This window comes from Caulobacter sp. 10L414 (genome assembly GCF_056395525.1).
Window position 1 is genome coordinate 38566 of sequence record NZ_JBFTJR010000041.1, and the last position, 12132, is coordinate 50697.

The following is a 12132-nucleotide window of genomic DNA, read 5'->3' on the forward strand; positions in this document are numbered from 1 at the left end:
TACAATTAGCGTTACCGTTCGGTCTCAGGGGAGAGGGAGACCTAGCGCCAGTCCCCCGCCGCGGCCTGCCACAGGGTCATGGCGCTGATGGCGGCGGTGTCGGCGCGCAGGATGCGCGGGCCCAGCGACACGGGGGTGACGAAGGGCAGGGAGCGCAGGCGTTCGCGCTCCTCGGGGGCGAAGCCGCCTTCGGGGCCGATCAGGATGGCGGCGGGGCCGCCCGTGCCGGCCAGGGCCTCGATGGCGGGTCTGGCGTCGCCGCCCTCGTCGCAGAACACCAGGCGCCGGCTCTCGTCCCAGCCGTCGAGGATCTTGTCGAGCTTCTCGGGATCCAGGATCGCCGGCACGTCCAGGCGTCCGGTCTGCTCGGCGGCCTCCATGGCGATGGCGTCCAGGCGGGCCAGCTTCATGTAGTCGACATTGGTGCGGCGGGTGACCGTCAGGCGCACGCGGCGGGCGCCCAGCTCGGCGGCCTTCTCGACGATGGTCTCGACCCGGCCGCGCTTGACCATGGCGACGACCAGATCAAGGTCGGGCGGGGTGGTCTGCTCGCGGGTCTGTTCCTCGGCCTTCAGGAGGCAGCCGCGCTTGCCGGCGTCGACCAGGCTGGCGCGCCACTCGCCGTCGGTCCCGTTGAACACCAGGATCACGTCGCCGACGCCAAGGCGCATGACCTGGACGAGATAGCGCGACTGCTCCTGGGTCGGAGCGATTCCGGCGTCCTTGGACAGCGGCTGGGGCACGAAAAGACGGATCATGCGCTCCTTCTAGCCCAGGTTTCGGTTTCGGGGGTAGGCTCCGGCCAGCAGCAAGGAGTGGGCATGACCAGGACCCGCGACTACGACGAGGAACTGCGCGACCTGCAGGTGGCGCTGATCGCCCTGCAGAAGCACGCCATCGACAAGCAGTGGAAGCTTCTGGCGATCTTCGAAGGCCGCGACGCGGCGGGCAAGGACGGGGCCATCGCCCGCATCACCGAGCACCTGCACCGCCGCCAGACCATCGTGGCGGCCCTGCCCAAGCCCAGCGACCGCGAGGCCAGCGAGTGGTACTTCCAGCGCTATGTGGAATGGCTGCCGGCCTGCGGCGAGGCGGTGATCTTCAACCGCTCCTGGTACAACCGCGCCGGGGTCGAGCGGGTGATGGGCTTTTCGACGCCGGCCCAGCAGGAGCAGTTCCTGCGCGACGTGCCCGGCTTCGAACGGATGCTGGTCGAGAACGGCATGCGGCTGTCGAAGTTCTGGCTCGACATCGACAAGGAGACGCAAGGCCTGCGGCTGAAGGCCCGGCGCGATGATCCGCTGAAGGCCTTCAAGACCAGCTCGCTGGACGCCGTCGCCCAGGAGAAGTGGGACGACTACACCGCCGCCCGCGACGACATGCTGACCCGCACCCACACCGAGGCCGCGCCCTGGGTGTGCGTGCGCGCCGACCACAAGAAGGCCGCCCGGCTGAACATCATCCGCTGGCTGCTGCACGCGGCCGCGCCGTCGGGCGCGGCGGGCAAGAAGATCCTCAAGGGCGTGCCCGAGCCCGATCCCGAGGTGATCTTCCGCTTCGAGCCGGCGGCGCTGAGCGACGGGCGGCTGGCGCGGTAGGGGGCGCTTCCTTGGGGACCGCGAGGAATGTGTCATCCCGGCCGGAGGAGCGCGCCAGCGGTCCGTAGAGCCGGGACCTCCCACGCCCGCGGGTTCATCAGCTGTGGGAGATCCCGGCGCTCCGCTTCGCTGCGACCGGGATGACAATGAAAACGATGAAGCGGAAACCGGCTCAGCCCACCGGCGCGGCGCAGACGCCGTCCGCGCAGCCATCCGCCGCATCGGCCGATCCTGCGGGCGTCGCGACCGCCCCCGACTGCACCAGGGCCTGGACGGCCGCGCCCAGGGTCAGGTCGGGCGGATGGCCGAACAGCTTGTGCACGAGGCGGCCCTGGCGGTCGAACAGCAGCAGGCTGGGCGTGCCCTGCAGGGCGTAGGCGGYCATGGTCTGCGGGATCGGGCCGCCGTTAGGGTCGGGGGCGTCGATCCCGACCGGGAACTTGATGCGGTACTCGTGCAGGAAGGCCTCCAGCGCCGCCGGGGTGCTGGCCTCGTGGTGCTCGAACACCGTGTGCAGGCCGATCACCGCCAGGTCTGCCTCGGCGAAGGCTTCGCGCAGGCGCTGGGCCTGGGGCAGGGCGTTGGCCACGCAGCCGGGGCACAGCATCTGGAAGGCGTAGACCGCCACCACCCGGCCGGCGAGGGCGGGCAGGTCGAGCGGGGTCCTGCTGTTGAACCAGCGGCTGGTGGTCAGGGGCGGGGGCTTGGTCGTCATCGGGGGCGTCATGGATGGCCTCGTGGCTTGCCGCCGATAGATGGGCGCCCCGCCGCGCCGGCCCAGGCCGCGATTGGGACAAGCCGGCTGTGAAATCGACGACCGGAATGTCCAAGACCTCACGATTATGATGCAGTAATCGGAAAAGATAGCTTTCCATCATTTCCATTTCGCGATCATTCAAGCCCCGCCATTCTCTCCTTCGACGCCGCGGCCGCCGGGCCCGCCAGGGGAGATTTCAGACCATGTTCGCCACCCAGACGATGACCGCCCGCGCCGCCCAGATCGGTGAAACCTCGCGCAGCTTCGCCCCTCGCGAGGACGTTCAGGCCAGCGCCCTGCCCAAGCGCATCGCCGACCTGCTGCGCGACGCCCAGCGCACCGCCCGCGAGGACCGCGGCCAGGCCGAGCGCCGCATCCAGGAAGCCATGGCCCTGGTCCAGCACGAGGGCCTGCGCCTCTTGGAAGCCGCCGCGCCAGGCGAGCTGGACCGCGGGGGCCTGGCGCCCTGGCAGATGCGCCGCATCGACGCCCACCTGGCCGCCAATCTCGACGGCTCGGTGCGGGTGACGGATCTGGCCGCCATCGCCAAGCTCAGCGTCAGCCACTTCTCGCGCGCCTTCGCCGCCAGCTACGGCATGGCCCCGCGCGACCACATCCTCAATCTGCGCCTGGAGCAGGCCCGCACCATGATGCTGGACTCGGCCGAGCCGCTGGGCCGGATCGCCATTGCTTGCGGTTTCTCCGACCAGGCCCACCTGTCGAACCGCTTCCGCCGGGCCTTCGACATCAGCCCCAATGCCTGGCGCCGCCAGAACCTGCGCGGCGCGGCGCCGGCCGACATCAATGCCGCCGATCCGGCCTACGCCTGAGGCGACAGCAGGATCCGGGTGGCCGCCCCGCGCCGCCTTTTCCTAGACCTTGGCCTCCCAATCAGGAGGCAAGCATGTCGATGTTGAACAGCAAGGTCGCGATCGTCACCGGCGCGTCGTCGGGGATCGGTCGGGCCACCGCCCTGCGGCTGGCCGCCGAGGGCGCGGCGGTGGTGATCAACGCCCGGGGCGGCCACGCCCTGGAGGTCGTCGCCGAAGAGATCCGCGGTCGCGGCGGACAGGTCCATGCGGTCGCCGGCGACGTCGTCGACCCCGCCACCCACGAGGCCCTGGTCGCCGCCGCCGTCGAGCGGTTCGGCGGCCTGGATATCGCCATCAACAACGCCGGGGCCGTCGGCCCCTACGCGTCGCTCGCCGACATCGCGCTGGACGACTGGAACGCCGTGCTGGCCGCCAACCTGACCTCGGCATTCCTGGGCGCGCGCGCCCAGGTTCCGGCCATGCTGGCGCGCGGCGGCGGCAGCTTGGTTTTCGTCTCGACCTTCGTGGGGACCAGCGTCGGCATTCCCGGCATGGCCGCCTACGGCGCCTCCAAGGCCGGGCTGATGGGCCTGGTGAAGGGGCTGACCGCCGACTACGCCGCGCAGGGGATCCGCGCCAACGCCCTGCTGCCGGGCGGAACCGATACGCCGATGGGCGGCGATGCGGCGCAGAAGGAATGGGCCGCGGGCCTGCATGCCCTCAAGCGCATCGCCGACCCCGACGAGATCGCCAGCGCCGCGCTGTTCCTGGCCAGCCCCATGGCCAGCTTCGTCGCCGGCTCGGCCCTCTATGCCGACGGCGGCAATGCGGCGGTGAAGTAGGGGCCAAAGAAAAAGGGGCGACCTCGCGAGAGGCCGCCCCCTGTTCCGGTTTCGCGCCTGGCGCCTAGTAGCTGGCGCGCAGGGTGAAGGCGACCGCGCGGGCGTCGCCCGGGGTGCCGACGACCAGGCCCGAATTGCCCGAGACCACGGTGATGTTCTGCAGGTACTCGGCGTCGAAGGCGTTGCGCACCGACACGAAGGCCTCCCAGCCGCTGTCCGACTGGAAGCCGGCGCGCAGGTTGACGATCTCGTAGGCCTTGATGCGGGTGTACTGCGAGTCCGAGCTGTCGGCGTAGTAGGCCGAGCGGAAGCTGGCGTCGACGCCGGCATAGGCCTCGCCGGTCAGGCGGCCGAGGCTGGTCTTGGTGCGGTACTCGGCGCCGGCCGAACCGGCCCACTTCGACAGGCCCGGCAGTTCCTTGCCCGACAGGTCGCAGGCGGCGGTGGACGTGCCGATCTTCTCCAGCGGGCAGGGGCCGTTCTTGAAGCTGGCGTACTTGCCGTCGGTGTAGGCCAGGTTGCCGTAGAACTTGAAGCCGCCGATCGAGCGGGTCGAGGCGTCCAGCTCGACGCCGCGCACCTCCACCTTCTCGACATTGGCCAGGTAGCCGCGCAGGGCCCCGGGGCCGCTGTCGACGACGTTGGCCTGGAAGTCCTTCACGTCGGTGGCGAAGGCGGCGAGGTTGGCGGTGACCAGGTTCTCGAACCACTGGGTCTTCAGGCCGACGTCGACGGTGGTGACCTTTTCGGGACGGATCACCGCGGCCGCCAGCGAGGGCGTGCCGGCGCTGGTCAGCGGCAGGGCCGTCATGTTGATGCCGCCCGACTTGTTGCCGCTGGAGACGGTGGCGTAGGCGTTGACGTCCTTGGTCAGCTTGTAGACCACGGCGATCTGGCCCGACCACGCGCCGTCGTCGGTCTTGGCGGTGAAGTTCTGCGGCCGGGCGATGCCCAGGCGACGGTTGAGCAGCACGGTGTCGGTCGTGACCGAGCCGCCCGTGGTGGTCTGGATGTAGGTCCCGTCCTTCTTTTCCTGGGTGTAGCGAACGCCGGGCGTGACGCTGAGGCGGTCGTTGACCTTCCAGGTCGGCTGGCCGAAGGCGGCGTAGCTGGTGGTGTCGATCGTGCTGTCGTTGAACACCGTGTAGCCCTCGAGCAGCGAGGCCGGGGTGTTGGTGGCGGGCAGCAGCCAGTAGGAGGCGTCCGAACCGTACTCGGTGACGCCGTGGGTCGTGACGTTCTGGTCGAAATAGTAGAGGCCGGCCGTCCAGTCGATCGGGCCGCCGCCGTTGTTGGACAGGCGGAACTCCTGGCTGAACTGCTTCTGGTGCGAGGGGTTGTTGGAGCGGCGGGTGACGTCCAGCGCGGTGTAGTCGCGGTCGTTGCGCGGCTCCCAGTCCCATTCGCGGTGGGCGGTGACCGAGGTCAGGGTGACCGGGCCGAAGTCGTAGTCGGCGACGGCCGACAGGCCGTTGACCCACTGGTCGGCCTGGATCGGGTCGTCGATGTCGGAGATGCGGTCGTAGGGGTTCTTGCTGGCGACCGTGTAGTTCTTGCCGGCGGCCAGGGCCGCGTACTGCTGGGCGACGGGCTTCAGGGTCGTGCCGACGGTGACGTAGACCTGGGTGCAGCACTCGGGCTGCTGGACGGCGTAGTCGCCGTAGACCCTGACCGTCAGCTTGTCGTTCGGCGTGAACTTCAGCTGGCCGCGATAGCCGGTGCTGGCCCGGGCGTTCTGGTAGCTGTTGCTCTTGGGATTGTAGAGGTCGCCGTCGCGCCAGGTGCCGACGAACGACAGGCGGGCGGCCAGCTTGTCGTTGATCAGGCCGCCGGCGACCGTGGCCTTGAACTGGCGGAAGTTGAGGCTGCCGTAGCTGGCCTCGACGTCGGCCTCGAAGTCCTGGGTGGCGTCCAGGGTGGTGATGTTCAGCGCGCCGGCGGTGGTGTTCTTGCCGAACAGCGTGCCCTGCGGGCCGCGCAGCACCTCGATCTGGCGGATGTCGATGAAGTCGAGCGTCGCAGCGCCCGGACGCGAGTTGTAGACCTGGTCGACATAGATGCCGACGCCCTGCTCCAGGCCGTCGTTGGCCAGGCCGTAGGACGCGCCCAGGCCGCGGATGGTCAGGGCGGTGTTGCGGGGGTTGGGCGACAGCACCTGCAGGGTCGGCACCAGCTGGGTCAGGGCGACGATGCTGTTGACGCCGGTCTGGGTCAGGGTCTCGGCCGAGGTCACCGTCAGGGCGATCGGCACCTCCTGGGCGCTTTCCTCACGGCGGCGGGCGGTGACGAAGATCTGCCCGACCAGGCTGGCGTCGTCGTTGGCGCTCGGGTCGGCCGCCGGATCGGCCGGGGGCGCGGCGAGCGGCGCGGCGGGCGCCTCGGCCGCCAGGGCCAGGCCCGCGGTGGTGGACAGAAGCGCGCCCAGCAGGGCGGCGCGGCCGAGCCGCTTGGCCGAAAGTGCGATCATCAGAGAGCCCCCTCAATTCGAGATAACGCCATTCGGCGATTGGGCTGCGGTGATATCTACCTATTCCTATCGGTGAAATGGAGAATGGCTCCGCGACCGGCCAGTTTTTCTGCGGGGCGGGATGCGGGCCTGCTCGCGGAGCGGACAAGCAAAAGGCCGCCCCGGTTTCCCGGGACGGCCTTCCGAAGTCGTGAGAAATCGTTGCCTTAGTTGGCGCCGTACAGCTTCTTGACGTCGGCGCGGAAGGCCGCGCCGCTGTCGGGGCGGCTGTAGAACATGTGGCCGCCGGGATAGTTCGACAGCGTCACGCGGCCGTTGGCCGTGGCCGGCATGGCGTCGACCACCAGGCGCGAGGCGAAGAACGGGCACGACAGGTCGTTGTAGCCGTGGACGATCAGCACCTTCAGCTTGGGGTCGACCGAGACCGACTTGCGCAGGTCAGTGACCGACTCGGTGTCGGGGCCGCGGCCGCGGTCCCAGGCCTGGTTCACCTCGCCCGACAGCGCGTCGTAGCGACCCTCGACCTTCCAGCCGACGGTGCGGGTGGTGAAGTCGACGATGGCGCTGGTGGTCGGCGCGATGATCGAGTCGAGGATCGGGTCGTTGATTTCCTGTTCGGGGGCGAACGGGAAGGGGTCCAGCGAGGTGACGTTGCTGTCGTAGCGGCTGCCCAGGCGGCCGGTCTGGCGGAACACCTCGCGCAGGAACGACTGGGTCTCCAGACGCCCGCCGGCGCGGCGCACATAGGTGGGGTCCAGGCCCGTCATGGCCGAGACCTTGGTGGTCAGGCGGTCCAGCGCGGCCGGGTCGCTGCCCTTCATCAGGTCGACCATGTATTCGCCGCGGGTGTAGTCCTCGACCTCCTTGATGGCGGCCGGGGTCAGCTTGCCGTCGCGCTCCAGCTTGGCGGCGGCGATCGACGGCAGGGTCCACATCGACGGCAGGGGCGAGATCTCCTGGGCGGTGCGGCCGGCGCTCGACAGCAGCGGCGAGACGAGAACCAGGCCGTTGATCCCGACGCCGTAGTCGGTCTGCAGGGTGTAGGTCAGGCGCGGGCCGCGGAAGCCGCCGTAGCTTTCGCCGACGATGTACTTGGGCGACTGCAGGCGCTCGTTCTTGACCAGCCAGTCGAAGACGATGCGCGACAGGTAGTCGATGTCCTGCTTGACGCCGTAGAAGCGCTTCTTGGTCTCTTCGGGCGTCGTCAGGCTGCGCGAGAAGCCGGTGCCGACGGCGTCGATGAACACCATGTCGGTGAAGTCCATCCAGCTGGCCGGATTGTCCTGCAGGCGGGTGGGGGCCGAGGGGCTGTCGCCCTCGGCGCCGAACTGCACGCGCTTGGGACCCAGCGCGAAGTTCAGATAGACCGAGGCCGCGCCGGGGCCGCCGTTGAAGCCGAAGGTCACCGGACGGTTGGGATCGCGCGGGCCGTCCAGCGTGTAGGCGGTGAACACCACCTCGGCGATCTTCTTGCCCTTCTCGTCGCGCACCGGCAGCGAGCCGACGGTGGCGGTGTAGGACAGCGTCTTGCCGGCCAGGACGGTGGTCTGCTTGACCGACTTGTCGGCCGGGAAGGCCGGCAGTTCGGCGGCCGGGGCCTTTTCAGGCGCGGGCTTGGCTTCCTGGGCCATGACGTTTCCGCCGGCCATCATGCCGATCGCGAGGGCCGCCCCCGCGGTCCACGACTTCCAAGTGCTGAGCAATGTCGCCTCCCGAGCGCCGCCCGGTTCGACCTGAACCGGGGCGCCTTGCCGTCTTGAATTTGGAGCGCGCGCGGCATGGCGGGCTCCGGTGAAGGACGAAATGGCTAGAGCATGGCCAAGCTGTCGGCAAGGACGACGCGGAAAAGTGGGCGGGCGGCAAGAACGTGCCCGCCGGCCGAGCAGGGCGCGCCTGTGCAAGACGCGGGCTGCAAGGCGGAATTTCCCTTTCTGGATCACGCATAAGGGCGAAAAACGGGTTCCGTTTTGTCCCCCGCCGCACTAGGAGTAGCCCCGCCTCGGCAAGGCCTGCCAAAGCGTCTTGCCGACACCATATTCTGTCCGGCGCCGTTCCTGGCGCGTTGCTGCAAGGCGAAGATCCCATGGCCCAATACGACGTCGTCATCATCGGGGGCGGCCCCGGCGGCTACAACGCGGCGACCCGCGCCGGCCAGCTGGGCCTGAAGACGGCCATTGTCGAAGGTCGCGGCAAGCTCGGCGGCACCTGCCTGAACGTCGGCTGCATGCCCTCGAAGGCCCTGCTGCACGCCTCGGAATACTATGAAGCCGCCGCCGGCGGCGAGTTCGCCAAGCTCGGCATCGAAGTGAAGCCGAAGCTGAACCTCGACCAGATGATGGCCCAGAAGGCCGAGAGCGTCGAAGCCCTGACCAAGGGCGTCGAGTTCATCATGAAGAAGAACAAGGTCGAGTACGTGAAGGGCTGGGGCCGCATCGACGGGCCGGGCAAGGTCGTCGTGAAGGCCGAAGACGGCAGCGAACGCGTTCTCGAGACCAAGAACATCGTCATCGCCACGGGTTCGGAGCCCACCCCGCTGCCGGGCGTGACCATCGACAACGCCGGCCGCATCGTCGACTCGACCGGCGCCCTGTCGCTGCCGTCGGTTCCCAAGAGCCTGATCGTGGTCGGCGCCGGCGTCATCGGCCTGGAGCTGGGTTCGGTGTGGCGTCGCCTGGGCGCCGAAGTCACCGTCGTCGAGTACCTGGACCGCATCGTCCCGGGCACCGACACTGAAGTGGCCACCGCCTTCCAGAAGATCCTCACCAAGCAGGGCTTTAAGTTCAAGCTGGGCGCCAAGGTCACCGGCGCGGCCGACAAGGGCAAGCAGGCCGAACTGACGCTGGAGCCGGTCGCCGGCGGTCCCGCCGAGACCCTGCAGGCCGACTACGTGCTGGTGGCCATCGGCCGTCGCCCGTTCACGCAAGGCCTGGGCCTGGAAACCGTGGGCATCACCCCCGACAAGCGCGGGATCATCGCCAACGACCACTACAAGACCGGCGTCGACGGCATCTGGGTGATCGGCGACGTGACCTCGGGTCCGATGCTGGCCCACAAGGCCGAGGACGAGGCCGTGGCCTGTATCGAGCTGATCGCTGGCAAGGCCGGCCACGTGAACTACGACATCATCCCGGGCGTCATCTACACCAAGCCGGAAGTCGCCACCGTCGGTAAGACGGAAGACGAACTGAAGGCCGCGGGCGTCGCCTACAAGGTCGGCAAGTTCCCGTTCCTGGCCAACAGCCGCGCCAAGATCAACCACGAGACCGACGGCTTCGTGAAGGTGCTGGCCGACGCCAAGACCGACCGCATCCTGGGCGCCCACGCCGTGGGTCCCAACGTCGGCGACATGATCGCCGAAATCTGCGTGGCCATGGAGTTCGGCGGTTCGTCGGAAGACGTCGCCCGCACCTGCCACCCGCACCCGACCCGCTCGGAAGCCCTGCGCCAGGCGGCCATGGGCGTCGAAGGCTGGACGATGCAGGCCTAAGGACGGGCAGGCCTGACAGGCCAGGCATCGCCCTGGAGATCGGAAAGCCCCGCCGGCGACGGCGGGGCTTTTTGTTGTTCAGCCGACGGCCTGGGCGACCGCAAGCGGCAGCGGCGGGGCGTCGAGCATGCGGGTGTACAGCATGGCGACGCTGGCGTTGCCCTTCGTCAGCGGCGACATGTGGTCGCCCTGGTAGCCGGTGAAGTATTGGCTGACGCCGCTCCAGTCCAGGCCGGTGGGCAGGTGCTTGTTGCTGAAAAAGACAGAGACCTCGACGTTGACCCTGAGCGGCTCCGACGAGTGCGGCCGGCGCACCAGCACCTGGCCCAGCAGAGGCGTCGCGCCCTGCGACTCCAGCGACTTCGCCGCGATGATGTATTCCCAGGAACCGGCGACGCTGCCGGCCACGCCCGAGAGGTTGAGAACCTCGAGGCTGGCGATCGAGCTGGTGGTGGTGTTGGTAATCGTCTGCGAGCTGCCGATCGAGACGCTGGGGCCGGACGGCGAGAAGCCGATGCTTCCGTTGAAGGTGTAGCTGATGCCGTCGGTGTAGGTCGTCGTGGTCACCGTCGTGTCGGGCGAGCTGAGGATCAGTTCCACGGGCGGCGGCGGTTCGTTGGGCGTGATGAAGTCGATGTTGAGGCCGTAGCCGGCGGGCGGGCGGTTGCCCTGGTTGACGGTCAGCGAGCTCTGGCCGACCAGCTCGATCAGGAAGTAGTCGTAGATGTCGGTGCTGTTCGGCTGCTGAACCGATATCGACTTGCCCATGACCGAGATTTCGGAGTTCCAGACCCCGACCTGGGCGTTGCCCATCCAGGTGTCGCTCAGAACGTAACTGATGGCGGCGATGTCGGCGAAGAGGTTGTCGGTCGTGGTCCCGGTCGTCATTGGCGTTTCCCCCAGTGCATGGCGTGGTCAGTGAATGGCGCGGATCGGCGGGCGGCCAGCGTGTGTCGGCCCTCCAATCAATCTCAAATTGCGCCACGGCCTTAGCGACGCAACAGCATCGGCGGGGGACGGCTCAGTTTGAGACGCCTGGTCGAAATCAGGCCGCACACCGCCGCGTCTCGCCGTCAGCCGATCCGGTAAGTTGAAGACGCATCCAGGCAATCGGACGTAGAGTGGCGGAGTTCGGCAACGGAGACCCGCCATGCTCTTGTCCACCCGCTGCTGGCCGCTGCGGTGCAGGCGGCGCCCGTCGATCCGCCCCGCGCGGTCGGGGCTAATGCGCTCCCCGTCGTGAAACGCGGCTGCCCTGGCGGCGAGACGACCTTCACGCTGGAAAAGAAGGAACGGGTCGATCCCCTCCGTCCGCTGGCCAGGGAGCCCCGCCCCAAGGGCCGCTACGCCGTCCTGCGGACCATTGACGGCTGCGCGGTGGACGCGCCGATGAAGGCGAGCCGATAGGCTCGTTCCCAAGCTAATTTAGTTCGTCATCCCGGCCGGAGCGCGAAGCGCGGAGAGCCGGGACCCAGGGGCCGCCGGCATTGCGCCCGCAACGCCTCCGTATTTCTGTTTTGTTCCAAATTTAGGGGGCGAAATGGAGCGCGTTTCCTATGTCTACATCCTGGCTAGCGATCGCAACGGCACGCTCTATGTGGGCGTCACCAACGACCTGTCGCGCCGGATCTGGGAGCATCGCGAGATGCTGGCGTCGGGCTTCACCCGCAAGTACGGGGTGACCCGGCTCGTCTGGTACGAGGTTCACGACGAGATCGGCGCGGCGATCCGGCGCGAAAAGCTGATCAAGCGCTGGCGGCGGGCATGGAAGCTGGAGCTGATCGAGGCGATGAACCCGCAATGGCTTGATCTGTACGAGACTCTGAACTGCTGAACGGTCCTGCGCCTGGCCCCTGGGTCCCGGCTCTACGCTGCGCTTCGGCCGGGATGACGAGACTAGGTGTGCGAGCTTGAGCAAACAAAAACCCCGCCGGCTTTCACCGGCGGGGTCTTAAGTTCAGGGAGGATACGCCCCCGATACGCGGGGCGTGTTACGCGATCAGAATTCTTCCCAGTCGTCGCTGCTGGCGGCCGGGGCCGACGAGGCGAAGGCGGCGAGCTTGGCCTGGGCCGAGCGGACCGGATTGACGCCCGGGCGGCTGTCGGCGCCGGCCAGCGACACGGCCGGCTTGGCGGCGGCCGGAGCCGGACGCGACACCGGGGGCGGCG

At 68.6% G+C, this 12132-nt stretch carries 10 protein-coding genes; 5 read left to right on the plus strand and 5 right to left on the minus strand.

The annotated features are described in order from the left end of the window. Nucleotides 1–41 precede the first annotated feature (41 nt). A complete protein-coding gene (locus tag AC1DCG_RS16695) occupies nucleotides 42–758 on the minus strand; it encodes a 16S rRNA (uracil(1498)-N(3))-methyltransferase (protein ID WP_477028651.1) in 717 nt (238 codons plus the stop codon). A 63-nt stretch (nucleotides 759–821) separates the two neighbouring features. Here AC1DCG_RS16695 and ppk2 point away from each other — a divergent pair, with 63 nt between their 5' ends. Next, on the plus strand, nucleotides 822–1598 hold the full coding sequence (gene ppk2, locus AC1DCG_RS16700; RefSeq protein WP_477028652.1) for a polyphosphate kinase 2: 777 nt from the start codon (nucleotides 822–824) through the stop codon (nucleotides 1596–1598). 172 nt (nucleotides 1599–1770) lie between these two features. Here the strand turns inward: ppk2 and AC1DCG_RS16705 are convergent, their stop codons facing one another. Further along, nucleotides 1771–2325: a redoxin family protein gene (locus AC1DCG_RS16705; RefSeq protein WP_477041569.1), complete on the minus strand. Its 555-nt coding sequence runs from the start codon at nucleotides 2323–2325 to the stop codon at nucleotides 1771–1773. 233 nt (nucleotides 2326–2558) lie between these two features. Here AC1DCG_RS16705 and AC1DCG_RS16710 point away from each other — a divergent pair, with 233 nt between their 5' ends. Beyond that, nucleotides 2559–3185: a helix-turn-helix domain-containing protein gene (locus tag AC1DCG_RS16710; protein WP_477028654.1), complete on the plus strand. Its 627-nt coding sequence runs from the start codon at nucleotides 2559–2561 to the stop codon at nucleotides 3183–3185. 74 nt (nucleotides 3186–3259) lie between these two features. Further along, a complete protein-coding gene (locus tag AC1DCG_RS16715; RefSeq protein WP_477036752.1) occupies nucleotides 3260–4009 on the plus strand; it encodes an SDR family oxidoreductase in 750 nt (249 codons plus the stop codon). Between the two features lie 64 nt (nucleotides 4010–4073). On the opposite strand, the gene AC1DCG_RS16720 is transcribed toward AC1DCG_RS16715, so the two are convergent. Next, nucleotides 4074–6476 (minus strand): TonB-dependent receptor, encoded by a 2403-nt coding sequence (locus tag AC1DCG_RS16720; RefSeq protein ID WP_477028656.1) that lies wholly within the window; start codon nucleotides 6474–6476, stop codon nucleotides 4074–4076. Nucleotides 6477–6682: 206 nt separating this feature from the next. After that, nucleotides 6683–8128 carry a S10 family peptidase gene (locus tag AC1DCG_RS16725; protein WP_165262659.1) on the minus strand — a complete coding sequence of 482 codons (1446 nt, stop codon included), beginning with the start codon at nucleotides 8126–8128 and terminating at the stop codon, nucleotides 6683–6685. 431 nt (nucleotides 8129–8559) lie between these two features. Here AC1DCG_RS16725 and lpdA point away from each other — a divergent pair, with 431 nt between their 5' ends. Further along, a complete protein-coding gene (gene lpdA / locus AC1DCG_RS16730; RefSeq protein WP_477036753.1) occupies nucleotides 8560–9963 on the plus strand; it encodes a dihydrolipoyl dehydrogenase in 1404 nt (467 codons plus the stop codon). A gap of 78 nt (nucleotides 9964–10041) precedes the next feature. On the opposite strand, the gene AC1DCG_RS16735 is transcribed toward lpdA, so the two are convergent. Continuing rightward, the gene (locus tag AC1DCG_RS16735; RefSeq protein ID WP_477028658.1) at nucleotides 10042–10851 is read right to left on the minus strand and encodes a hypothetical protein; all 810 of its coding nucleotides are present in this window, start codon (nucleotides 10849–10851) and stop codon (nucleotides 10042–10044) included. A gap of 652 nt (nucleotides 10852–11503) precedes the next feature. Between AC1DCG_RS16735 and AC1DCG_RS16740 the strand changes: the two genes are divergently transcribed. Beyond that, nucleotides 11504–11797, plus strand: a complete 294-nt coding sequence (locus AC1DCG_RS16740) for a GIY-YIG nuclease family protein (protein ID WP_477028660.1) — start codon at nucleotides 11504–11506, stop codon at nucleotides 11795–11797. The last annotated feature ends 335 nt before the right edge of the window (nucleotides 11798–12132 follow it).